Here is a 22818-nt window from a genome sequence, read left to right on the forward strand (position 1 = left end):
GGTGTTTTCCTCCCATTGCGCCGGGCGATGTTCCCCTCTGAAGGTTATGACCTTCATACTTGGCCGGGCCGCTCTCGCGCCCGGCCTTTTTCTTTCCTGTGCTGGGAATAAGCCGATCAGGCGAAGCCTACGCGGATGGTTCCGTATGGCCCGAAATCCGAGACGATCTCGTCGCCATGCCGGCATTCGACCGGCCGGATGAAGGAGCCCGACAGCACGACCTGGCCGGCTTCGATGCGCATGCCGTATTGATGCAGCCGGTTGGCGAGCCAGACGATGCCTTTCGCCGGATGGTCGAGCACGCCGGCGCCGAGCCCCGTTTCCTCCACCTCGCCGTTGCGCGACACGATGGCGCCGATCCAGCGCAGATCCGCCTCGCGCGGCCCGGCCGAACGGCCGCCGACGACGATGCCGGCATTGGCGGCATTGTCCGAGATCGTGTCGAAGAAGGTCCTGATCTTGCCGGTCTCGTTGTTCATCCGCTCGATGCGGGTGTCGAGGATTTCAAGCGCAGGCATGATGTGATCGGTGGCGTCGAGCACATCGTCGATCGAAATATCCGGACCGGCCAAAGGCGCCTTCATGACGAAGGAGATCTCGGCCTCGATGCGCGGCTGGATGAAACGATCGGCCGGCACCGTGCCGCCGTCCGCGAAGAACATGTCGTCGAACAGAATCCCGGAATCGGGAATGTCGATGCTGAGCGCCGACTGCATCGCCTTCGAGGTCAGGCCGATCTTCCAGCCCTTGATCGTCAGTCCCGATGCGGCCTTCCGCTTCACCAGCGCCGCCTGCACGCGATAGGCGTCGTCCATCGTCGCCTGAGGAAAATCGAGGCTGAGCAGCCTGATCTGCCGGCGGTCGCGCTCGGCTTCGAACAGCCGCTGTGCGGCGGCCTCGACTTGGCTTTCCGTCATCATCGGCCGGTTCCCTCGTCGGCGACGCCGTTGCGAAGCAGGCCGATGCCGTCAGCCTCAACCTCGATCACATCGCCCGGCTTCAGCCAGACCGGCGGGTCGAAGCGGGCGCCGGCGCCCGTTGGCGTGCCGGTGACGATGACATCGCCCGGCACCAGCGTGGTGAAGGTCGAGATGTAGTTGATGATCTTGGCGAACGAAAAGATCATGCGCCCGGTGCGGTCCTGCTGGCGCAGTTCGCCGTTGACGCGGGTGGTCAGCGAAATGTCGGCGATCCGAGCCCCATCGGTGAACGGCACCAGCCAGGGACCGATCGAGCCGGTCCGATCGAAATTCTTGCCTTGGGTGACGTTGAACTTGGCGTGACGCACCCAGTCGCGGATCGTGCCTTCGTTGCACAGCGAGAGCGCCGCGATATGGCCGAGCGCATCGGCTTCGGCGATGCGTCGCCCGCCCTTGCCGATGACGACGACGACCTCGCCCTCATAGTCGAGCTGTGGTGATTCCGGTGGCCGCACCAACGGCGCGCCATGGCCGACGAAGGAACGCGGGAAGCGGATGAACAGCGACGGGTTCGAAGGCGCCGCCTGCCCGTCCTTGTACTCCTCGTTGCGGTCCGGATAGTTGACGCCGACGCAGATGATCTTTTCAGGTGAGGGGATCGGGATTTCGTAGGCGATGTCCTTGACGCTGAAATCGGCTGCTAGACCCTCGGCCTCTTCGGCGAGTTTGCCGAGAGCGCCGGCCTCGATCACTTCGCGCAGCGTCGGCCATTCGGGATGACGCGCCGAGAGGTCGACGACACCCTTGTCGGTGATGGCGCCGTAGCGTGTCTTGCCGCCGGCGGTGAAGGTGGCGAGGCGTCCCGCGCTCATGCTGATGCTCCGTTAGGGCGCCACGATCGGCGAGGCCGCCAGATCGGACTTGCGCGGCTCGACACCCGCGAAAACGCTGCCTTCCTCGAACCAGCTTCGCGGCGCCGGCGCGCCCCACAGCGTCTGGCGCTGCGGGTCCTTGAGGTCCCATCTGATCGGCTCGAGATCGGGATCGACCGTCTGGTAGTCCGAGCAATAGATCTCGATGCGATGGTTGTCCGGATCGCGGATGTAGAGGAAGAAGGCGTTGGAGATGCCGTGCCGTCCCGGGCCGCGCTCGATATTGCCGACATAGCCCGTGGTCGCCATCAGGTCGAGCAGGTCGATGATGTTGAGCGGCGTCGGCACCCAGAAGGCGACATGGTGCAAGCGCGGGCCGAGGCCGTTGGTGAAGGCGATGTCGTGCACGCCGCCCTTGCGGTGCGTCCAGGCGGCCCACAGCTTTCCGGTCTCGGCGTCCTCGGTGTATTCGGTCACGCGGAAGCCGAGCTCGTTGTAGAAGGCAACCGATTCATCGACATTCGGCGAGAAGCAGTTGAAGTGGTCGATGCGCAGCGGCTTCACGCCCTTGTAAAGCGCGTATTTCTGGTGGATCGGCGGCAGCCGCTCCATCTTCGAATAGAATTCGAGCGGTATGCCGTGCGGGTCACGGGTGCGGAAGGTGCGCGACTGGTAGGGCCGCTCGACCCACTCCACCGGCAGGCCCTTGGCTTTGAAGAAATGCTCGGCCTTGTCGAGGTCCTCGTCGGAGAAGACCTTGAAGCCGAGCTCGCGCGCTTCCGGCGCCGTCGCCTTGCGCAGCACGATGCAGTGATGGCCGCGCTCTTCCATGGCGCGCAGATAGATGGCGCCGCTGGTCTCGTCCGTCACCTGCAGGCCGAGCGTGTCGACATAGAAGGCGCGGGATTTCGCCAGGTCGGTGACGGCGAGCTCGACATGGCTGAGCCGCACGATGTTGAAGGCGGGGTAGAGATTGGGTTGGGGCAGGGCCATCATGTGTCTCCGGTCAGCCGCCGAGCTTCTGGATCGAATGCGGCGCCGTGGCGAACGCAATGTTCTTGGTTTCCATGTAGAAGTCGAACGACCAGTCGCCGCCGTCGCGGCCGATGCCGGAGCTCTTGACGCCGCCGAACGGCGTCGGCAAATGCCGCACATTCTCCGAATTCACCCAGATCATGCCGGCGTCGAGCGCGTCGGTGAAGCGCAGCGCGCGGGTGACGTCGGAGGTCCATAGATAACCGGTGAGCCCATATTGCGTGTCGTTGGCGAGAGCCAGCGCATCGGCCTCGTCCTTGAACGGGATCGCCGTCAGCACCGGCCCGAAGATTTCCTCCTGGGCGATGCGCATCTTGTTGGTGGCGCCGACGAACAGCGTCGGGCTGACATAGCAGCCGCCGCCCGGGCCGGCGAACTTGCCGCCGCCGGCGGCGACCACCGCGCCCTCCGATTTGCCGATCTCGATATAGGAGAGCACTTTTTCCTCGTGCACCGGATGGATCAGCGGGCCTACCACCGTCTCGGGATCCAGCGGATGACCGATTTTGATGCGCTTTGCCTTCTCCACCACCAGTTCGGTGAATTTGTCGTGCACCGAAGCCTCGACCAAGAGGCGCGAGGACGAGGTGCAGCGTTCGCCGTTCAGCGAATAGATCATGAAGACGGCGGCGTCAGCCGCGCGTTCCAGGTCGGCGTCGGCGAAGACGATGACCGGGTTCTTGCCCCCGAGCTCGAAATGCACGCGCTTCAGCGTCTCGGCGCCCTGCTTCATGATCATCGAGCCGGTGCGGCTTTCGCCCACGAAGCCGATCGCCTTGATGTCGGGGTGCTCGGTCAGCGCCCGGCCTGCATCCTCGCCAAAGCCGTTGACGAGGTTCCACACGCCCTTGGGCAGGCCGGCTTCCTCGGCGATCTCGACCAGCAGCCGTGCGGTAAGCGGCGACAGCTCCGCCGGCTTGTGCACGATGGTGCAGCCGGCGGCCAGCGCCGGCGCGATCTTCCAGGTCGACAGCATGAAGGGCGTGTTCCACGGCGTGATCACGCCGACCGGGCCGATCGGCACGCGCGTCGTCAGATTGAGCTGATTAGGCGCTCTCAACGAGCGGCCGTCACGCGCTTCCGGCGCGCGGTCGGCATAGAAGCGGAAGTTCTCGGCGCCACGCAACGCCGCCTTGGCCATGAATTTCAGCGACTGGCCGGTGTCCATGCATTCGACGAAGGCGATCTCTTCGGCGCGCGCGACGATGGCGTCCGCTATTCTATGCAGCAGCTTCTTGCGTGCGTCGCCGGGGATCGCCGCCCAGTCCTTGAAGGCAGCCTTGGCCGCTTTTGCCGCGCGGTCTATGTCGGCTGCCTTGCCGCGTGCCACGGTGGCAATCTGCTTGAGGTCGACGGGCGAAAGCGTCTCGAAGGTCGAGCCGTCCGCGGCAGGCACCGCTTCGCCGCCGATCTGGTTGAGCACGCCGTCCTTCCGGAAGCGTTCCAGATAGGCCTCGGCCTTTCTCAGATTGTCGTCCAGTGCCGCCATGATTTCTTTCCCGTTCTAGATCACTTGCCACGCAGGCGCGGATGGATGGCGTTCTTCTTCCAGCTCAGTTCGGCGTCGATCTCACGGATCTCCAGCGACAGCGCGAAATGCGGCGTGGCGAACAGCGATGCCAGATGATCTGTCACGGCCGCGAAGATCGCCTCGCCGGCGCTTTTCTTTTCCGCCGCGCTGCGGCCCTTGCCGATGCGGAAATTCATGTCGATGAAGCCGTTCTCCGGCAGCCGGTCGGCAATCGCGTAGGCTTCGGCGCGGAAGGCTCGTATCCGGACAGCGCCAGGTTCGAACAAACCCGTTTCCAGGATGGTGCGCGACACCAGCGCGCAAAGCTCGCCCATGTCGACCTTCGCGTCGAGATTCGCCGAATATTCGATCGCCATATGGGGCAAGGTTTCCTCCACCTTGTAGTTAACATGTGAATTACATCTTGACGACCGAATGTCAAGCGTCGTTCTCTGCGCGGATGCAGCTTCCGGGTGGGATTGCCGCCCTCGGCAAAATCGCGGATATAGCTGCGATCCGGGCCCTAATCTTTGTTGCGAGTCGTACTGGACTGGAATTTTTCGGAGACTTGATTTTGCTACCGCCCAGCACCCGCCGCTCCTTGCCCATGGCTCTGCTTCGCGCCCGCGAAGTGATCATGGCGCATTTCCGGCCGATGCTCGCACGCCACGATATCACCGAGCAGCAATGGCGCGTGCTGCGCGTTCTCGCCGAAACCGGGCCGCTGGAGGCGACTGAGCTCGCCAGCCGCGCCTCGATCCTGCCGCCGAGCCTCACCCGCATCATCAAGGCGATGGAAGAGCGGGAGTTCATCACCCGCAACAAGGTCAAGGATGACGGCCGCCGCGCCTTGCTCGCCATCAGCCCGGCCGGCGTGGCCTTGATCGAGGAACTGGCGCCCGAGCGGGTCGCCATCTACGACGCCATCGAGAAGCGCTACGGCGCCGAAGAGCACGAGCGCTTGCTGGACATGCTGGAGAGCCTGATCCAGTCGGAGTCGGTGGACGGCTGAGAAGCCTACCCTCCGAAACTCCCCAGCGCGCTCGGCTGCATGAAGTTGCGCCCGACATAGAGCAGCGCCGCCTCGTCGCTGCCGTGGCGAATGTCGACGACGCGGCCGAACATCACATTGTGCGTGCCGACCTTGTTCACCGCGCCGATCTCGCAATCGAAGCTGACGATGGCGTCGAGCAGCGCCGGCATGCCGGACGGCATGGTCTGCCAGCGCGCGGCTTGATAGCGCTCGGCCATGTCGCGGATCGCGCCGGCGAATTTTGCCGCCAGATGCATGTGCGATTGGGTCAGCACGTTGACGCAGAAGCGTTGGTTGGCGAGGAACATGCCGGTCTGCGCCGAACGCTCGTTCATGCAGACCAGCAGCGTCGGCGGATCGTCGGAGACGCTGCACATGGCGGTCGCGGTGAAGCCGCCGCGCCCGGCCGGACCGTCCGTGGTGACGATGTTGACCGGCGCGCAGACCCGCGCCATGGCCTCGCGGAATTCCAGCCTCGCGACTTGTGTTGTCATGGCCGCTTCCATCGCCGGCCCCCGTCAGTTGGGCTGGGCGGCAATCGGCGGCAGCCAGGTGTCGCCGGTCCAGCCCTTTTCGTCATAGTCGGCCATGCATTGGTCGACCAGTTCCTCCATCTGCTTCAGCCGGCCGCCGCGCTCGGCGCCCTTCAGCACCTGCAGCCGTACCTCTTCCGGGGCGCCGGCATAGTTGAGCTCGTAGAGCGCGTGGCGGCCGCCGAATTCGGTGCCGGTCGCGTCCCACAACAGCTTCATGATCTTGATGCGCTCGATATGGCCCATGTCGTTGGAGCCGCGCACATATTGCGCGAGATAGCGGTCAATCTCGGGATTGTCGAAGTCGCGTGCCGAGGACGGCAGATAGATCAGCCCCGAGGCGATCACCCGACGCACCGTGTCGATGACGCGCGGATACGCTTCCGACATGAAGGTGCGGTAGGCGAGCGCGGCCTCGAGATTGGGCAGCACCGCGCCGTTCGCCCACGGTATCGGGTTGTGCGCCATGGCATTGGAAAAGCTCCAGAACATGTGGCGCAGCGCAATCACCTCGCCGAGCGCCGCCTGGTTGCCGCGAAAGGCATCGCCGCCTGTCGCTCGCAGCGCCTTGGCGAGCAATCCGGCGAGGAAGTCGAGCTTGACGGCGAAGCGTGTGCAGCCCTGGAAGCAATAGCCATGCATGAAGCCCGACGCCGGATGGAAGGACAGGATCTTCTGCGCATCGCGCAGCACAAGCACGTCCTCCCAGGGGATGAAGACGTTGTCGAGCACCAGGATCGCGTCGTTCTCGTCGAAGCGCGACGACAGCGGATAGTCGAAGGGATGGCCGACTGTGTTGGCCGTCTGCTCATAGGAGACGCGGCAGAACATCTTAATGCCAGGCGCATTCATCGGCACGATGAACATCACCGACAGCGATGGATCTTCCGTCACTGTCGCCGAGCTCTGCGCCAGGAAATTGTAGTGGGTGAGCGCCGACGACGTCGCCACCACCTTGGCGCCGGACACCCAAATGCCGGCGTCGTTCTCCTTGGTGATGTGCACGAACACGTCCTTCACCTGCTCGGCCGGCTTGTGGCGATCGATCGGCGGGTTGACGATGGCGTGGTTCATGAACAGGACCGCCTCCTGGGCCCGCTTGTGCCAGGCGCGCGCATTGTCCTTGAACGGGCCGTACCATTCGGCATTGGCGCCGAGCGTGTTCATCAGCGCCGCCTTGTAGTCGGCGGTGCGACCCATCCAGCCATAGGTCATGCGCGCCCAATGCGCGATCGCGCTTTGCTGCGCGGCAAGATCGGCAGGGGAATGGGCGACGCGGAAATATTTGTGGGTGTAGCCGCCCGAGCCGGTATCGGTCGGCGAGGTCAGTACAGGCTGCTGGTTCGGATCGTGCAGCGCGTCGTAGAGGCGGGCCAGCGAACGCACCGAATTGCGCATTGCCGGATGGCTGGTGACATCGGCCACCCGTTCGCCATTGATGTAGACCTCGCGCCCGTCGCGCAGGCTCGCCAGATATTCGGCGCCCGTGAACGGCCGCGAATTGTCGGCCCGGAATTCTTCCGATCGCATCATGATCCTCCCTTGGATTGTTGGAGAGTAGCCGCAAGCCGCTGGATGGTTTATGGACGAAAGCGTAAAACCGATTGGACTTTTTCGGGCGTCTCATGAGCCAGACCGCCATCCCGGAATTCTTCGTCTACGGCGAGCCGGCGCGGGCGCTCGACGTCGGCTTCCTGCATGTCGAGACCGTGCAAGCCCGCGCTTCCGTGCACCGCGGCCGGGTTCTGGCGCACAAACATCCGCAAATGGCGCAGATCACCTTCTGGACGAGCGGGCAGGGCGTCTATCGGATCGAGGACAAGACCTGGAGTTTTTCGGCACCGACGGTCAGCTTCATGCCGAGCGGCGTGGTGCATGGGTTCGACATCGAGGCGGGCACCGACGCCATCGTCGTCTCGGTCGCGGACGCTGCGCTCGCGGCCATCGCCGAGCACTCGGCCCTCCAGCTTGATCAGCCGGTTTTCGTGACCGGGCGGGGTGACGCGGCGCCTTGGGAGCGGCTTACCGACACCATCAAGATGATCCAGGCCGAATATGTCGAGGCTCAAGCCGGCGCGGAAAAGATCCTGCCGCCGCTGATCGCGGTGGCATTGTCGCACATCGCCCGTCTCGACGCCCAGTCGCATGCGGTGACCGTGCCGGCCGCGGTGGCGCTGGGCGGCCGGCTCAGGCGGCTGATCGACCGGCATTTTCGCGATGACTGGCCGGTCGAGCGCTATGTCGGGGAGCTTGGCACCACGCGCCATCTGCTCGACAACGCGGCGCATCAGGTGCTGGGCTCGGGCGTGCGTCAGGCGATCGGCGAAAGACGCCTGGTCGAGGCCAAGCGCCTGCTGCTCTTCACCATCCGCACGGTCGAGGACATCGCCTACGAAACCGGCTTCAACGATCCCGCCTATTTCTCGCGCTTCTTTCGGCAGGCGGTTGGCGTGTCGCCGGCGGCGTGGCGCAAAGCGAGATTGCAGGCAGTAGGCAGTAGGCAGTAGGCAGTAGGCAGTAGGCAGTAGGCAGTAGGGCTTTCTTTCCCTACTCTATTCCCTACTGCCCAAGCCCTATTCCCTAGGCCGCGGCAGCGGCCAACCCCGCATCCAGCCCCTCGGCAATCTTCGCCACATCGGCGGCGGTTATGATCAGCGGTGGCGACAGGATGATGTTGTTGCCGGAGACGCGCAGCATGACGCCCGCGCCATAAGCTCCGTCCGCGACGGCGGCCATCGTCTTCTTGTCGACCGGCTTCTTGGCGGCGCGGTCCGAGACCAGCTCGAGGGCCGCCATCAGGCCTTGGTAACGAACATCGCCGACCAGTTGGTGCTTTGCCTTCAGTGCCTCCAGCGCCTTGCCGAGCTCGACGCCGCGCGCGGCGGCATTCTCGTTGACGGCCAGCCGCTTCGTCTCGGCCAGAGCCGCCAGGCCGGCCGCGCAGCCGACCGGGTGGCCGGAATAGGTATAGCCGTGGCCGATCGCGCCGAAGCTCGTCTTGTCGGCCTCGAAGACGTCGGCGACCTTGGCGCCGATCAATGTCGCGCCGAGCGGGAAATAGCCTGATGTGATCGCCTTGGCGATGGTCATGAAATCCGGCTTCGTGCTGGAGAGTCGCGAGCCTGACCAGGCGCCGGTGCGGCCGAAGCCGGTCACCACCTCGTCGGCGATCAACAGGATGTCGTGGCGGTCGCAGATCGCCCGCACCATCGGCATGAAGCTCTCATGTGGGACGATGACGCCGCCGGCGCCGAGCACCGGTTCCATGATGAAGGCGGCGATCGTATCGGCGCCCTGAAAGGCGATCTCTTCCTCGATCGCCCGCGCGCAGAGTTTCGCAAGCTTCGCCGGATCGGTCTCGTCGAACGGGTTGCGGTAGGTCATCGGCGCCGGCGTGTGGAAGACGCCGGGCAGCAGCGGTTCGTAGTTGCGCCGGAAATTGGCATTGCCGTTGACCGAGGCGCCGCCGAAATGCGTGCCGTGATAGCCCTTCTTCAGCGCCAGGAATTTCGTGCGGTCGCCCTGGCCGCGGATCTTCCAATATTGCCGCGCGAGCCGCAGCGCCGTCTCGACCGAGTCCGAGCCGCCCGAGGTGAAGAAGGCGCGCGCCATGCCCTCCGGCGCGAACCACTGGGTCAGCTCGTAAGCGAGCTCGATCGATGGCCCGGTCGAGGTGCCGCGAAAGCCTGAGTAATAGGGGAGCGCGTCGAGCTGTCCCGTTATCGCCTTCTTGATCGAATCGCAGCTGTAGCCGAGGTTGACGTTCCAGAGGCCGCCGACGGCGTCGAGCACCGTGCGGCCCTCGGCGTCGGTCACCGAAACGCCTTCGCCCTTCATGATGATCTTCGGCGGGCTCGCCCGCATTTCGGCCGGATGCGCCATCGGATGCCAGATCGGCTTGGCGTTGTTTTCGGTGAGGAAGTTGATGTCACGCATCGGGAGGAACTCCGGTTTTGCAATCAGGAGAGCGTCAGGCCGAAATGGCTGAGCGCCTCGGCATAGCTTTGCGCCGGTCGGGCGACGTCGAAATGAACGGTCGGCATGCCGGCGGCAATCGCACCGTCGACATTGCGCTTCTGGTCGTCGACGAAGACGCAGGCCGCAAGCGGCAGCCGCAGCGCCTCGCCGACCATCGCATAGGCGCGGGCATCGGGCTTGAGGATTTTCGTATAAGTCGCATCGACGATCGTCTCGAAAAGCGAAAGCAGCGGCAGGCGTTGGCGAAAATCAGCGCCATAGAACAGGTCGAGCTCGTTCGACAGGATGGCGAGGCGGACACCGGCGGCATGCGCCGTGCGGATGGCTTGGTCGGCCTCCGGTCGCAGCACTTTTTCCGGCTCCGCTCCGCGCGCCCGCTGCACGAAGGTCTGCATGTCCTGCCAGTCTTCTCCGACCAATTGGCCGACTTCGCGCGTACGCGTTTTCCAGTAGTCGCGTTCGCTGATCTCGTCGGCCTGCATTGAGCGCCACAACGCATCGGAAACCGGGTCGAATGGTCCGCGCCAACCGAGCGTGCCGGGCTTGAGGCCAAGCGCCTGCTCGGTCAGCGCATGCGTCTCGAACAAAGTGCGGGTGACCACGCCGCCGAAGTCCAACACCAGCGCCCGCGGCTTCACCTGGCTCATGCCGCGCGCCTGCCGGTCACGCCGGGCGGAACGATGCCTTCCGCCACCCAGCGGTCGAAGATTTCCAGCGCCTTGGCGCTGAAGGCGGCGTCGTTGATATGCCCGACGATCTCATGCAGCTCGGCATTGTCCGGCACGCGCGCCCTCATCTCCTCGACGAAGGCCGACAGCGCTTCCGGCTCGTAGAGCGGCTCGCCTTGCTGGTCCCATTGCTGGATGCCGCCGGCGGGCAGGATGAAGGCGGTCGGACCGGTCGCCGCGGCGAGCTTGTCGCCGATGGCGCGCGCGATCTCCCGGCGTGTCGCGCCGTCGGAGGTGACCGAGGCAAGCAGGCGGTTATGCGCGTGGTACGGCCGTTCCGTGAAGCGCGACGGCACGGCCTGCCAGGTCGGGAAATCCACCATGTCGATGGCGCCGGGCGCGACGATCTGCGGGATGCCTTGCCGCCCGGCATTCTCTAGCCGGTCGGTGCCCGAATTCACCACCGAGCCGGTAAGCTGGTTGGCAAGCTCCTGCAGGCTGAAATCGAGCACCGCGACGAAGCCTTTCTGCGCGGCGATCGCCTCCAGCGCCCGCCCGCCCATGCCGGTGGTGTGGAAGACGATGACCTCATAGCCGCGCTTCTCCAGCTCAGGCTTCAGCGTGACCATATATTGCAGGCAGCTTTTGCCCAGCGAGCTCATGCCGACCTTCGGCCGCGACATATCGGGTTTGACGACAGCCCGCGCGGCGCCGACCACGGCGCCGCTGGCCTGCGACAGCACCGCCTTGCAGGCGCTGTTGAGCCCGTAGAGGCCGCCGGCCCACAGGATCATCATCAGGTCGGTGGCGATGCGCTCCGGCGGCACGAGGTGCGAATAGGCGATCGTCGAGACGACGAATTTCGGCACGCCGAGCGGCAGCGCCAGTGCCACGTCGAGCGCAAGGTCGGTGCCCATCGAGCCGCCCAGCGCAATGAAGCCGTCGATTTCGCCCCTGTCGTGCAGCGAGCGCGCAAGCCGCGAGGCGCCAAGCGCCATCAGCGTCATCGCAGTATTCTCGTCGCCGGTGGCGATGATTGCCTCGATGGTGGTGTCCGCCGCGCGCGCCACTGCATGCTTGTCATGCTCCGGCTTGTAGGGCGGGTCGCCAAGCACGCTGACGTCCATCATCACGGCAACGCCGCCGACGGCCTCGATGCGCTCGCGCATGAACAGAAGCTCGTCGGCCTTGGTGTCGCCGGTACCGATAACCAGGATTCGGCGTTTCTCCTCCACATCAGTCTCCCTGCAGTCTCTCGTTGGTTGTCAGGCCCGCTTCTGGCCGGCCAGCCGGCCGAACAGCCGCTCGCCGATCTCGCGACCCGCGGCGGTCACGCTGACGCCAAGCCGCTCGATGTCGGCCTTTTGGGTGCGCACTCTCGGCGCCGCCACCGCGATGGCGCCGATGGCATAGCCGTCGGTGCCGAGAACCGGGGCGGCGACGCTCATCACGCCCTCCTCGAAACCCTGCGCGCCGATGGAATGGCCGCGCGCGCGGGCGGCGGCGACTTGTTCGGCCAAAGTGTTTGCATCGCCGATGGTGAAGGGCGTGAAAGCCGGCATCGGTCCGGCAAGGATGGCCTCGCGGATGCGCTCCTCAGTGAAAGCCAGGAATGCGATGCCGGACGCCGTCGCATGCATCGGCAGCACGTCGCCGAGTTGCACACTGACACGATTGGCCTTGGCCGATTCGATGACCTGGACGGTGATCAGGCCGCGCTTCGAATATTCCGAGAGATGCGCCGTCTCGCCGGTCTCGGTGGCCAGCATCTCGACCACCGGCACGGCCATGCGCAGGAACGGAAACTGCGCCTCGCGCATCAGCGCCAGCCGCGTCAGGCCGGCTCCTAGCCGGTAGAGGCGCGTCGCCTCGTCCTGCTCGACCAGCCCTTGCGCAATGAGCGAAACCAGCAGCCGGCGCGTCGTCGCCTTGTCGAAGCCGGCGCCCCTGGCAAGGTCGGCAAGCGCCGCCTCGGGCGCGCCGCCGCCCAGCACCTCCAGCAGCGAAATGGCTTTGGCCACCGTGCTCATCGCGTGTCCGATCCTCCGTCAGATACTTAACGTGCGAATTAACTTGACAGCAAGTCGATTCCTTTGCAAGTCTAATATCGAAATGCCGTTGCAAATAATGAAATGCGCATTGGCCCTCTCAGAAGGCCCTCGGCATCTCAGGGACACTTGGTTTCCGCAATGCGGAATGGAGGGAAAAATGACCACAGTTGAAGCCGGAGAAGTGAACCGGCTGAGGAAGAACAGCCTTGGCGTCGGCGCCATCACCTTCATGGTGATTTCGGCCGCCGCACCGCTGACGGCCGTTGCCGGCGGCACGCCGCTCGGCATGCTGATGGGCAACGGCGCCGGCTTTGCCGGCACCTATCTGATCGTGACGCTGTTGCTGCTCCTGTTCGCGGTTGGCTATGTCGCCATGTCGCGCCACATCGGCAATGCCGGCGCTTTCTACGCCTATGCCGCGCGTGGGCTGGGCGGCATGGCCGGCGGCGCCGTCGCGCTGATCGCGATCCTCTCCTACAACGCCATGCAGATCGGCGTCATGGGCCTGCTGGGCGCGGCCACCGCCGGGCTGTTCGCCGGCTGGGGCATCAATCTGCCGTGGTGGGTGTGGAGCTTCATTGCCATCGCCATCGTCGCCGTGCTCGGCTACCGCCAGGTCGACCTCTCGGCCAAGATCCTGACGGTGCTGGTGCTTGCCGAATACGTCGTCGTGCTGATCCTCGACCTCACCATCCTCAAGACCGGCGGCGACAGCGGCCTGTCGGCGGCGCCCTTCAGCTGGAGCCAGATCGCCAGCGGCGCGCCGGCCATCGCCATCCTGTTCTGCTTCGCTGCCTTCATCGGCTTCGAGGCGACCACGATCTATGCCGAGGAGGCGCGCGACCCGAAGGTGACCATTCCGCGAGCCACCTATTTCTCCGTCATCCTGATCGGCCTGTTCTACATGATCACCGCCTGGCTGATGGCGGTCGGCGCCGGCGTCGACAAGCTGTTGCCGTCGCTGCAGGCTTTGCAGGATCCGACCACCTTCCTGTTCGGCCTCTCCGACCGCTACGCCGGAACGCTGCTCACCCATGCCATGAGCATCCTCTTCGTCTCCAGCTTGTTCGCCGGTGTGCTCGCCTTCCACAATGCGGTCGCCCGCTACATCTACGTCGCCGGCCGCGAAAAGCTCCTGCCGCAGTCGATCGGCGTGACGCATTCGGCGCATCAGAGCCCGCATGTCGCCTCGGTGATCCAGACCGTGCTCGCGGCCGTCGTTATCGGGCTGTTCGCGGTGCTCGGCCTCGACCCGGTGCTGGCGCTGTTCTCGTGGCTCACCAACGTCGCCACGCTCGGCGTCATCGTCATGATGGCGGTGGCCTCGCTCGCCGTGGTGATGTACTTCCGCGCCAACCCGTCCAACCAGGAGAACGGGCTGAAGACCACGATCCTGCCGGCGCTGACCTTCATCGCCTTTGCCATCATCATCTACCTGATCGTCATCAATTTCGGCAGCCTGTCGGGCGCCGGTGGCTTCCTCGGCGTGTTCCTGCCGGCGCTGGTGCTGATCGCGGCCGTGGTCGGCCTGTTGCTGGCAGGCGCTTTGCGAGGCCGTGATCCGGCTGCCTTCGAACGGCTCGGCCAGCCGCTCGGCGATTGATGGGCAGGTGATTGATGGACAAGGGGCGGCGTCCGCGCCGCCCCGCCTTAACGGAACGGGAGCAGCGGCATGAGCTTTACCGATGGTATCACGGTCGAGGCGCTGGAAGCCGACCCCTATCCGATCTACGCCGAGCTCAGGCGCAACGCGCCGGTCGCCTTCGTGCCGGCGGTCAATCTCTGGTTCGTCACCCGCTGGAAGGACGTCGAGACCGTCGCCAAGTCGCCCGACATCTTCTCGGCGGCTGTCGGCACCTCGCCGGTCGAGCGCTCTTTCGGCAAGCCGACCATCCTGACCACCGACGGTGAGACGCATAAGCAACTGCGCCAGGGCGTCGATCCGAAATACCGGCCCCGCACCGTCGCCTCCTATGCCGGCAATCTCGTGCGCGCAATCGCCGAACCCTATCTCGACAGAATTGCCGCGCACGGCTCCGCCGAGCTGATGGCCGACTATTTCGAGCCGGTGTCGACGCTGAGCCTGGCGCGCTCGCTCGGGCTTGCCGACGTCGACATGCCGACGTTGCGGCGCTGGTTCTATGGTCTTGCCCAGGGCGCCATCAATTTCGAGAACGATCCGAAGCGGCAGGAAACCGCCGACGCGATCAGCGCCGAGGTCGGCGCCGCCGTCCGGCCGACGTTGGAACGCCTGGCCGGCGAGCCGGACGACTCGGCGCTCTCGCATATGCTGCATGACGGCATGCCTGACGGCTCGACCCGCTTGATCGATTTCCTGATGCCGACCATCAAGGTCATCTTGCTCGGAGGCATGCAGGAGCCTGGCCACGGCGCCGGCTCCATCCTCGTCGGTCTGCTGACGAACCCTGAGCAGTTGCGGCAGGTGCTCGACGATCCTGAAACCTTCGTGCCCAGAGCAGTGGACGAGGGTCTGCGCTGGGTGGCGCCGATCGGCACCCAGACGCGTGAAACGACCCGTGCCGTGGAGATCGGCGGGGCGACGATACCCGCCGGAGCTCCCGTTGCGGCGCTCGTCTCCTCGGCCAGCCGCGACGAAAGTCGCTTCACCGATCCCGACAGCTTCGATATCCATCGCAACGAGGGCAACCACGCCGCCTTCGGCTTCGGCCATCATTTCTGCTCGGGCCGCTTCTTCGCGCGCGAGCAGATGTGCCTCGCGCTAAGGTTGCTGCTGGAGCGTTTTCCGGATCTCAGGCTGGTGTCGGGCAAGGAGCCGGTGTTCCGCGGCTGGGAGTTCCGCGCGCCGGCGACACTTCATGTAGAATTTGGAGCAAATTGAGAATGATCAGCCAGGACACCATCGACACGCTGCGCAAGACGGAGGTCGGCGCGCGGCGCCTGTTCATCGATGGAACTCCGGTGGATGCGCAAAGCGGCGGCAGTCTGCAGGTGATTTCGCCGATCGACGGCCGCCTCTTCGCAAGCATTGCCGACGGTGACGCCGCCGATGTCGACCGCGCCGTCGCTTCGGCGCGCAAGGCGTTTGCCAAGGGCTCCTGGTCACGCGCGGCGCCGGCTTTTCGCAAGAAGGTGCTGACGAAATTCGCCGAGCTGGTCGAAAAGCACGCGCTGGAGCTTGCTGTGCTCGGCGTGCGTGACAATGGCACCGAGATCGGCATGGCCTACAAGGCCGAGCCGCTGTCGGCCGCCGGCACGATCCGCTACTATGCCGAGGCGATCGACAAGGTCTATGGCGAGATCGCGCCGACCGCTGACAATGTCCTTGGATTGATCCACAAGGAGCCGCTCGGCGTCGTCGGCGTCATCGTGCCGTGGAACTTCCCGCTGATGATCGGCGCCTGGAAGATCGCGCCGGCCTTGGCCGCCGGCAACGCCATCGTCGTCAAGCCGCCGGAGATCGCCTCGCTGACCTTGCTGCGCCTGGCGGAACTTGCAGCCGAGGCCGGCTTGCCCGAGGGCGTCTTCAATGTCGTCACCGGCCGCGGCTCGGTCGCCGGCGAGGCGCTCGGCCTGCATATGGATGTCGACGCCATCGCCTTCACCGGCTCCGGGCCTGTCGGCCGCCGCTTGCTCGAATATTCCGCGCGCTCGAACCTCAAGCGTGTCTTCCTCGAGCTTGGCGGCAAGTCGCCCAACATCGTCTTTGCCGATGCGCCGGACCTGAAGCAGGCGGCGGTCGTCTCGGCCAACGGCATCTTCCGCAATTCCGGACAGGTCTGCGTCGCCGGTTCGCGCCTGCTGGTCCAGACCTCGGTCTACGACCGCTTCATGGACGAGCTTCTCAAGGCCACCGGGAAGCTGAAGGTCGGCGATCCGCTCGATCTCGGCTCCGATGTCGGCGCGGTGTCGAGCGCCGAGCAACTGACCAAGAATCTCGGCTTCGTCGCCAAGGCTTCGGAGGAGGGCGCCCGTCTCGTCACCGGCGGCGAACGCATCCTGGCGGAAACCGGCGGCAGCTATATGGCGCCGACGATCTTCGAGAACGTGACCGAGAAGATGCAGCTCGCTCGCGAGGAAGTATTCGGGCCGGTGCTCGCCGTCACGCGCTTCGAGACCGAGGAAGAGGCGGTGCGCCTCGCCAACGCGACCGTCTATGGTCTTGCGTCGGCCGTATGGACCTCGAACCTGTCGACCGCGCACCGGATGGTGCGCGCCATCAATGCCGGCGTCGTCCATGTCAACACCTATGGCGGCGCCGACATCACCGTGCCGCTCGGCGGCTTCAAGCAGTCCGGCTTCGGCCGCGACAAGTCGCTCCACGCCATCGAGAAATACACCGACCTCAAGACGGCGTGGGTAGCGCTCTGAGCGGAGTGCCTAAGAACAAATGGCCACGATCGTACCCATGCTGAGCGCGCATGAACCTCGACTATCCACTTGGCAAGCGGTGCCGCGCCGGGCCAAACTGGTCAATCTGCATGCCTGCCTCAAGGAGACTTCGAAATGACCGCCAATGTTTTTTCCGGCTGCATGCCGGCGCTGATGACGCCTTGCACCGATGACCGCCTTCCCGACTTCGACGCGCTGGTGCGCAAGGGGCGCGAGCTGATCGCCGCCGGCATGTCGGCGGTCGTCTATTGCGGCTCCATGGGCGACTGGCCGCTCTTGACCGACGCGCAACGCATGGAAGGCGTCGAGCGCCTAGTCAAGGCGGGCGTTCCGGTGATCGTCGGCACCGGCGCGGTCAACACCGCCAGCGCCGTGGCGCATGCCGCCCACGCGCAAAAGGTCGGCGCGCGGGGCCTGATGGTGATCCCACGCGTTCTGTCGCGCGGGCCATCGGTGACGGCGCAGCGTCATCACTTCAAGGCGATCCTTGCCGCTGCCCCCGACCTGCCGGCCGTCATCTACAACAGCCCCTATTACGGCTTTGCCACGCGCGCCGATCTCTTCTTCGCGTTGCGCGCCGAGCATTCGAACCTCGTCGGCTTCAAGGAGTTCGGCGGGCCGTCGGATCTGCGCTACGCGGCGGAAAACATCACCAGCCGGGACGATGAGGTTGCGCTGATGATCGGCGTCGACACCGCCGTCTTCCACGGTTTCGTCAATTGCGGCGCGTCCGGCGCCATCACCGGCATCGGCAATGTCCTTCCCAAGGAAGTGCTGCATCTCGTCGGCCTCAGCCAAGCGGCGGCCAAGGGCGATGCCGAAGCGCGCCGGCTGGCGCAGGAACTGGACGCGGCGTTGGCCGTGCTGTCCTCTTTCGACGAGGGACCGGACCTTGTGCTCTATTTCAAACACATGATGGTGCTGAAGGGTGGCCCCGAATACAGGCTGCACTTCAACGAGACGGATGCGCTGAGCGACAGCCAGCGCGGCTATGCCGAACAGCAGCTCAAGCTGTTCGACACCTGGTACGCCCAGTGGTCGAGGCAGCCGGTGATGGCGAGATACGCGGCCTGAGCAGACATCTCGGCCGGACCTGCCGGCCGGGATGAATAGGCCCGCGCTTGTCGCCGGCCTGTTCGTCCATTCAGCTCAGGCGGCCTTGACCTTCAGCTCTTCCGCGCCGCGCACCATCCTGGTCACCCCGGCGAAGTCGAGTTTGCCGGAGCCGAGCACCGGCACTTTCGGCACGACGCGCACTTCGGCCGGCACCGTCAGGTCCATGGCGCCGTTCGCCTTGGCGAAGGCGAGGAAGTCCGCGCGGGTGGCTTTCGGCGCCTCGGTGATGAGGATCAGCTTTTCGCCCTTGCGAGCGTCCGGCAGCGTGGCAACGGCCGACAGCGAGCCTTTCCAGAGTTCCCCCGCCAGCGCCTCGACCGCGGCAAGAGAGACCATCTCGCCGCCGATCTTGGCGAAGCGCTTGGCGCGTCCGCGGATCGAGATGAAACCCGCATCGTCGACGGTGACGACGTCGCCGGTGTCGTGCCAGCCGTCGGCCAGCGGTTCGATCACGCCGGGGTTCTCGGCGCGCAGGTAGCCGGCCATGACGTTCGGGCCGCGCACGAACAGCCGGCCGCCTTCGTCGACGCCGGGCACCGGCTCGAGGCGGTACTCCATGCCGGGCATGATTTTGCCGACGCTGCCCGACTTGTTGTACATCGGCGTGTTGATGGCGATCACCGGCGCGGTTTCGGTCACGCCGTAGCCTTCCAGGATACGCAGGCCGAACTTCTCCATATAGGTCTGGCGCGTCGCGGCCTTCACCGGCTCGGCGCCGGCGAAGCAGTAGCGCACCGAACGGAAGTCGTAGGGGTGTGCCGTGCGGGCATAGCCGGACAGGAAGGTATCGGTGCCGAAGATGATCGTCGCGTTCGAGGCATAGATCAGTTCCGGCACGATGCGGTAGTGCAGCGGCGAGGGGTAGAAATAGACCGGCACGCCGGAGATCAGCGGCAGCACCGTGCCCGCGGTCATGCCGAAGGAGTGGAAGATCGGCAGCACGTTGAACACCTTGTCGCCCGAGTGGAAGTCGATGCGCGAGGCGGCCTGGGCGGCATTGGCCAGGATGTTGCGATGGGTGAGCACCACGCCCTTCGGCATGCCTTCCGAGCCCGAGGTGAACAGGATCGCCGCCGGATCGTCCGCCTTGCGCGCCACCCGGGGCGTCGCCTTGCGCAACAGGCCGAGCAGCTTGTCCTTGAGACCGATCGTGGCCCGCAGATCGTCGAGCCAGACAATGTCGACCGAGCGGCCGATCTCCTCGACCATCGGCCCGAGCTTTGCCTGTTCGACGAAGGCGCGGGAGGTGAGCACGGTGCGCACCTCGGCCGCCTTGCAGGCCGACAGGATGTTCGCGGCGCCCGCGGTGAAGTTGATCATCGCCGGAACCTTGCCGGCCGACATGACGCCGAGCAGTGCCGCGCAGGCGCCGTTGGCGTTGGGCAGCATGATGCCCAGCGTCTGCTGTCCGGCATAGAGATGCTCGAACTTCTCGCCGAGCACGGCGGCGGCGGTGAGCAGCTTGCCATAGCTCAGCGAACCGGTGACCGGATCCTGCACGGCGAGCTCTTTCATGCCGCGCTCGTTGGCCGTCTCGATGATCTTCTCCAGAACGGTCTTGTCGATGTCCTGGGTGCGGAAGACCAGGTCCGACATCACCTGATAGAGCGCGGAGCCCGCCGCGGCGCGGCGCTGGCGGCCCTTCAGTTCCTGCGGCACTTCGAGCTTCACCGGCTCCAGGATGGTCACCTTGACCTTCGGGAACAGGCGGCGGCGCACATGCTGCGAGGAGAGCCGCGAGAAGTAGCTCTTCTCCAGCCCGTCGATGCGCACCGGCACCACCATCGAGCCGGTCTTGTCGGCAACCATGGCGGCGCCGTCATAGACCTTCATCAGGCCGCCGGTGACGGTGATGCGGCCTTCCGGAAAGATGACCAGCGGATCGCCACCCTGCACGATCTTGATAAGGGTGCGGGTCGACATCGGCTTGGCCGGATTGAGCGGCAGCGCGCGGGCGAGCTTCATGAACGGCTTCATCCACCAGGCCTGCGCGATCGTGTAGTCGATGGCGAAGACCGGCTCCTCGTCGGTCAGCGTCAGCGCCAGCGGGCCGTCGAGGAAGCTGACATGGTTGAGGGCCAGGATCGGCGCCTTGCCGGCCGCCTTGAGGTTCTCGATACCCTCGACCTCCAGGCGCAGGAAGGCGCGGAACAGGATCGAGACGAAATCCCGGAAGGGATTGGTCGGCAGGTATTTCAGCATCAGCCGGGCGGCGATGGCGTTGGCGACGACGAGGCCGAACAGGATACCCGCGATGGAGACACCCGCTGCCTGGATCGCGGCGACGAGGATGCCGCCGACGGTCATGAAGCCGGCATTGACGATGCTGACCGCCGCGACGACACGGGCGCGGCGCGCCTCGGGCGACCAGGCCTGCACGGCGGCGAAGGTCGGCACCACCAGGAAGGCGGCGGCAATCGCCATGCCGGCGAGGTCGATGGCGACGCGGATGGTGTTGGGGCCGGCGAAGAAGGCCGAAAGGCTAGCGGCTGTTGGCGAAGGCTGCATGCTGCCGATGGTCCAGGCTAGATGCAGGCCGAACAGCGCTAGCAGCGCGGTGCCGACCGGTGCCGGCAACAGCACCATGCGCCCTTGCGACATCCAGGCGGCGATGGCTGAACCGATGGCGATCGAGACGGCGAACACCGCAAGATAGGCGGTGACCGCGATCTCGTTGCCGCCGAGCGAATCCTTGATCAGCGCCGGCAGGATCGAAAGCACGATCGCGCCGACCAGCCAGAACCACGAGGTCATCAGGCCGGCGCGCCAGATGCGCGTGTCGGTGCGCAGTTCCGCGACCTGCCGCCAGGTCGAGCGGAGGATGTTCTTGTCGATGGTGAGGTTGGGTGCGGCCGAACCGGTGGCGGGGATGTAGCGGCTGACCAGCCAGCAGCCGACGGCCAAAGCCATCATGATCGGCCCGAACACCGCGACCCCAATGCCGTCGGCGGAGACGACGCCGCCGGCGATGGTGCCGCCCAGGATCGCGGCGAAGGTCGCCGACTCGATCCAGGCATTGGCCTTGGGCAGTTCCTTGCGCTCCAGGTGATCCGGCAGGATGCCGTACTTGATCGGCCCGAACAGCGCCGAGATGATGCCGAACATCAAGAGTGCCGTCATCAGCACCGGGATCGAGGACAGCGCGATGCCGACGACGGCGACGGCGGCCGCGGCGATCTCGGTGAATTTCAGGCGGCGCGCGATCAGCGCCTTGTCGAAGCGGTCGGCGATCTCGCCGCCAAGCGCGGAAAGCAGCAGGAAGGGCGCCATGAACACGGCGCCGGCCAGCGTCACCAGCGACGCGGCCTGATCCTTCGCCAGCGTGAAGAGAATGAGGAACACCAGCGTGTTCTTCAGGAAATTGTCGTTGAAGGCCGAGAGGAATTGCGTCCAGAAGAGAGGCGCGAAGCGCCGCGACATCATCAGATGGGTGTTCATGGCAACTTCCATTGGGCAAGTCCGGCTGGCAATCCGATTGGACTGAGCGGACACTTGCGCGGTTTGAGCCTTGTTTATCGGGAAGCCGTTAAACTTCGTTACTGCGGTTCAATCCAATCCATTTGTTTCTTGTTCTTGGCGCCTGGAATCCGTCGTCCATGATAGGCCTCCAGGCCTTCCAGGCACTTGACTGTTTGCGGGCTTGGCTGTCGGCGAGCATCGATATGATCCTTTCGTTTCGGCGTTAAGCCGGATCGGCGCCGGTCTGTTTCAGGCTGGATACATCGCTTTGAACGTTGTTCACGGATGCACCATAGCACATCGTGAACGGCGTTCAAGAGAAAAATGAACGATGTTCACAAGCGGAACGCGTGGGTCAAAAAATGCCTCAAAGCAAAAGTCCGTGGCTTTGAGCGCCGGTGGGGCGCCTCACGCCTCGCCGGTCAGCCGCGCCGAGATCAGCCTGGCTGCCCTGACTGCAGCTTCGCCTTGTCCGGCCGCTGTCGCATCGTCGACGCGCGAGACGGGCGAGGCCACGGCCAGCGTGCCGATCGGCTGGCCGTCGGCGCCGCGGATGGCCGCGCCTATGCTGTGCACGCCTTCCTCATAGCCTTGGGCGCTGCGCGAATAGCCACGTAAAGCGGCAAGCGCGATGGCTTTCACCAAGTCGTCCGGCTGCGTCATCGTGAACGAGGTGAAGGCCTGCAGCGGCTTTTCAAGATAGGCGCCGACCGCTTCTAGGCGTGAGGCGGCGAGGAACGCGATGCCCGAGGCCGTGCCGTGCAGCGGCAGCACCTGGCCGACATCGACATTGACGCGGTTGGCCTTGGCCGACAGTTCGACATGCAGCGTAAGCAGCGCGCCGGCGCTGAACTCGGACAGATGCACCGTCTCGCCGGTTTCGAGCGACAGCTCGCGGATGACTGGCGCGGCCAGCCGCACGAAGGGGAAATGCGCGTCGCGGATGCGCGCCAGCCGCGACAGGCCGGCGCCCAACCGGTAGCGGCGGCTGCGCGGCTCCTGCTCGATCAGCCGGTGCGCGGCAAGCGCCATCAGAAGCCGCCTGGCGGTGGCCTTATCGAGGCCGGCGCGGCGCGCGAGGTCGGAGAGGCCGATCTCCGGTTCGTGTAGCGTGAACAGCTCCAGCAGCGACACCGCCTTGCCCACCGTGCTCATCGCGCATTCTCCAAGATACTTCGCGTGTGAATTAACTTGACAGACGCCCTTCCTGCCTTCAGTGTTGTCTATAACATACAAAACGCTGGTTCAAATACTGAACCGAATTGGGAACAG

The 22818-nt window shown here is 65.2% G+C and carries 19 protein-coding genes; 6 read left to right on the forward strand and 13 right to left on the reverse strand.

Translation table 11 applies throughout. The features are described from left to right. Nucleotides 1–116: 116 nt before the first annotated feature. Genes hpaH through FJ424_RS24490 form a run of 5 tightly spaced genes read right to left on the reverse strand, consistent with a single transcriptional unit; the run spans nt 117 to nt 4723 of the window. Entirely contained in the window at nt 117–920 is an 804-nt protein-coding gene (gene hpaH, locus FJ424_RS24470; RefSeq protein ID WP_181182121.1) for a 2-oxo-hept-4-ene-1,7-dioate hydratase, read from the reverse strand. Further along, entirely contained in the window at nt 917–1792 is an 876-nt protein-coding gene (locus tag FJ424_RS24475) for a fumarylacetoacetate hydrolase family protein (RefSeq protein WP_140657345.1), read from the reverse strand. Before FJ424_RS24475 ends, hpaH begins: the two co-directional genes overlap by 4 nt. Nucleotides 1793–1804: 12 nt before the next feature. Further along, the gene (gene hpaD, locus FJ424_RS24480; RefSeq protein ID WP_140646886.1) at nt 1805–2785 is read right to left on the reverse strand and encodes a 3,4-dihydroxyphenylacetate 2,3-dioxygenase; all 981 of its coding nucleotides are present in this window, start codon (nt 2783–2785) and stop codon (nt 1805–1807) included. 13 nt (nt 2786–2798) lie between these two features. Then, entirely contained in the window at nt 2799–4316 is a 1518-nt protein-coding gene (hpaE, locus tag FJ424_RS24485) for a 5-carboxymethyl-2-hydroxymuconate semialdehyde dehydrogenase (RefSeq protein ID WP_140657344.1), read from the reverse strand. Nucleotides 4317–4336: 20 nt separating this feature from the next. Beyond that, the gene (locus tag FJ424_RS24490; RefSeq protein ID WP_140657342.1) at nt 4337–4723 is read right to left on the reverse strand and encodes a 5-carboxymethyl-2-hydroxymuconate Delta-isomerase; all 387 of its coding nucleotides are present in this window, start codon (nt 4721–4723) and stop codon (nt 4337–4339) included. Nucleotides 4724–4944: 221 nt separating this feature from the next. On the opposite strand from FJ424_RS24490, the gene hpaR reads away from it, so the two are divergent. Further along, the gene (hpaR, locus tag FJ424_RS24495; protein ID WP_246677343.1) at nt 4945–5349 is read left to right on the forward strand and encodes a homoprotocatechuate degradation operon regulator HpaR; all 405 of its coding nucleotides are present in this window, start codon (nt 4945–4947) and stop codon (nt 5347–5349) included. 5 nt (nt 5350–5354) lie between these two features. On the opposite strand, the gene FJ424_RS24500 is transcribed toward hpaR, so the two are convergent. Together FJ424_RS24500 and FJ424_RS24505 are read right to left on the reverse strand one after the other, a co-directional pair. After that, nucleotides 5355–5864, reverse strand: coding sequence for a flavin reductase (locus FJ424_RS24500; RefSeq protein ID WP_140657338.1), 510 nt, complete (start codon nt 5862–5864; stop codon nt 5355–5357). A 24-nt stretch (nt 5865–5888) separates the two neighbouring features. Further along, on the reverse strand, nt 5889–7433 hold the full coding sequence (locus tag FJ424_RS24505; protein ID WP_140657396.1) for a 4-hydroxyphenylacetate 3-hydroxylase N-terminal domain-containing protein: 1545 nt from the start codon (nt 7431–7433) through the stop codon (nt 5889–5891). A 95-nt stretch (nt 7434–7528) separates the two neighbouring features. Between FJ424_RS24505 and FJ424_RS24510 the strand changes: the two genes are divergently transcribed. Then, complete coding sequence (locus FJ424_RS24510) at nt 7529–8410, forward strand: helix-turn-helix domain-containing protein (RefSeq protein WP_140657336.1); 882 nt, start codon at nt 7529–7531, stop codon at nt 8408–8410. A 73-nt stretch (nt 8411–8483) separates the two neighbouring features. Here FJ424_RS24510 and FJ424_RS24515 read toward each other — a convergent pair whose 3' ends face one another. From FJ424_RS24515 to FJ424_RS24530, 4 genes are read right to left on the reverse strand one after another with little or no spacing between them, the layout of a single operon-like run. Then, nucleotides 8484–9839, reverse strand: coding sequence for an aminotransferase class III-fold pyridoxal phosphate-dependent enzyme (locus FJ424_RS24515; protein ID WP_140657335.1), 1356 nt, complete (start codon nt 9837–9839; stop codon nt 8484–8486). Nucleotides 9840–9862: 23 nt separating this feature from the next. After that, the gene (locus FJ424_RS24520; RefSeq protein ID WP_140657333.1) at nt 9863–10528 is read right to left on the reverse strand and encodes an HAD-IA family hydrolase; all 666 of its coding nucleotides are present in this window, start codon (nt 10526–10528) and stop codon (nt 9863–9865) included. Continuing rightward, a complete protein-coding gene (locus FJ424_RS24525; protein WP_140657331.1) occupies nt 10525–11784 on the reverse strand; it encodes a Tm-1-like ATP-binding domain-containing protein in 1260 nt (419 codons plus the stop codon). Before FJ424_RS24525 ends, FJ424_RS24520 begins: the two co-directional genes overlap by 4 nt. A gap of 30 nt (nt 11785–11814) precedes the next feature. Continuing rightward, nucleotides 11815–12579 (reverse strand): IclR family transcriptional regulator, encoded by a 765-nt coding sequence (locus tag FJ424_RS24530; RefSeq protein ID WP_140657329.1) that lies wholly within the window; start codon nt 12577–12579, stop codon nt 11815–11817. 166 nt (nt 12580–12745) lie between these two features. Here FJ424_RS24530 and FJ424_RS24535 point away from each other — a divergent pair, with 166 nt between their 5' ends. The 4 genes from FJ424_RS24535 to FJ424_RS24550 all read left to right on the forward strand — a co-directional run bounded on the left by FJ424_RS24535 (nt 12746) and on the right by FJ424_RS24550 (nt 18045). Next, nucleotides 12746–14203, forward strand: a complete 1458-nt coding sequence (locus FJ424_RS24535; protein WP_181182120.1) for an APC family permease — start codon at nt 12746–12748, stop codon at nt 14201–14203. 69 nt (nt 14204–14272) lie between these two features. Beyond that, complete coding sequence (locus tag FJ424_RS24540; protein WP_140657325.1) at nt 14273–15460, forward strand: cytochrome P450; 1188 nt, start codon at nt 14273–14275, stop codon at nt 15458–15460. 2 nt (nt 15461–15462) lie between these two features. Continuing rightward, a complete protein-coding gene (locus tag FJ424_RS24545) occupies nt 15463–16950 on the forward strand; it encodes an aldehyde dehydrogenase (RefSeq protein ID WP_140657323.1) in 1488 nt (495 codons plus the stop codon). A gap of 135 nt (nt 16951–17085) precedes the next feature. Beyond that, nucleotides 17086–18045 (forward strand): dihydrodipicolinate synthase family protein, encoded by a 960-nt coding sequence (locus FJ424_RS24550; RefSeq protein ID WP_140657321.1) that lies wholly within the window; start codon nt 17086–17088, stop codon nt 18043–18045. A 75-nt stretch (nt 18046–18120) separates the two neighbouring features. On the opposite strand, the gene FJ424_RS24555 is transcribed toward FJ424_RS24550, so the two are convergent. Both FJ424_RS24555 and FJ424_RS24560 read right to left on the reverse strand, forming a co-directional pair. Continuing rightward, nucleotides 18121–21525: an acyl-[ACP]--phospholipid O-acyltransferase gene (locus FJ424_RS24555; RefSeq protein WP_140657319.1), complete on the reverse strand. Its 3405-nt coding sequence runs from the start codon at nt 21523–21525 to the stop codon at nt 18121–18123. A gap of 429 nt (nt 21526–21954) precedes the next feature. Then, nucleotides 21955–22701 carry an IclR family transcriptional regulator gene (locus FJ424_RS24560; RefSeq protein ID WP_140657317.1) on the reverse strand — a complete coding sequence of 249 codons (747 nt, stop codon included), beginning with the start codon at nt 22699–22701 and terminating at the stop codon, nt 21955–21957. Nucleotides 22702–22818 lie beyond the last annotated feature (117 nt).

The organism is Mesorhizobium sp. B3-1-8, from assembly GCF_006439495.1.
Taxonomy (GTDB): Bacteria; Pseudomonadota; Alphaproteobacteria; order Rhizobiales; family Rhizobiaceae; genus Mesorhizobium.

Bases quoted from the DNA above. Each gene is read 5' to 3' on its own strand.
- hpaH (WP_181182121.1), bottom strand. From the start codon at position 920: ATGATGACGGAAAGCCAAGTCGAGGCCGCCGCACAGCGGCTGTTCGAA.
- FJ424_RS24475 (WP_140657345.1), bottom strand. From the start codon at position 1,792: ATGAGCGCGGGACGCCTCGCCACCTTCACCGCCGGCGGCAAGACACGC.
- hpaD (WP_140646886.1), bottom strand. From the start codon at position 2,785: ATGGCCCTGCCCCAACCCAATCTCTACCCCGCCTTCAACATCGTGCGG.
- hpaE (WP_140657344.1), bottom strand. From the start codon at position 4,316: ATGGCGGCACTGGACGACAATCTGAGAAAGGCCGAGGCCTATCTGGAA.
- hpaR (WP_246677343.1), top strand. From the start codon at position 4,945: ATGGCTCTGCTTCGCGCCCGCGAAGTGATCATGGCGCATTTCCGGCCG.
- FJ424_RS24500 (WP_140657338.1), bottom strand. From the start codon at position 5,864: ATGACAACACAAGTCGCGAGGCTGGAATTCCGCGAGGCCATGGCGCGG.
- FJ424_RS24505 (WP_140657396.1), bottom strand. From the start codon at position 7,433: ATGCGATCGGAAGAATTCCGGGCCGACAATTCGCGGCCGTTCACGGGC.
- FJ424_RS24510 (WP_140657336.1), top strand. From the start codon at position 7,529: ATGAGCCAGACCGCCATCCCGGAATTCTTCGTCTACGGCGAGCCGGCG.
- FJ424_RS24515 (WP_140657335.1), bottom strand. From the start codon at position 9,839: ATGCGTGACATCAACTTCCTCACCGAAAACAACGCCAAGCCGATCTGG.
- FJ424_RS24520 (WP_140657333.1), bottom strand. From the start codon at position 10,528: ATGAGCCAGGTGAAGCCGCGGGCGCTGGTGTTGGACTTCGGCGGCGTG.
- FJ424_RS24530 (WP_140657329.1), bottom strand. From the start codon at position 12,579: ATGAGCACGGTGGCCAAAGCCATTTCGCTGCTGGAGGTGCTGGGCGGC.
- FJ424_RS24535 (WP_181182120.1), top strand. From the start codon at position 12,746: ATGGAGGGAAAAATGACCACAGTTGAAGCCGGAGAAGTGAACCGGCTG.
- FJ424_RS24540 (WP_140657325.1), top strand. From the start codon at position 14,273: ATGAGCTTTACCGATGGTATCACGGTCGAGGCGCTGGAAGCCGACCCC.
- FJ424_RS24545 (WP_140657323.1), top strand. From the start codon at position 15,463: ATGATCAGCCAGGACACCATCGACACGCTGCGCAAGACGGAGGTCGGC.
- FJ424_RS24550 (WP_140657321.1), top strand. From the start codon at position 17,086: ATGACCGCCAATGTTTTTTCCGGCTGCATGCCGGCGCTGATGACGCCT.
- FJ424_RS24555 (WP_140657319.1), bottom strand. From the start codon at position 21,525: ATGAACACCCATCTGATGATGTCGCGGCGCTTCGCGCCTCTCTTCTGG.
- FJ424_RS24560 (WP_140657317.1), bottom strand. From the start codon at position 22,701: ATGAGCACGGTGGGCAAGGCGGTGTCGCTGCTGGAGCTGTTCACGCTA.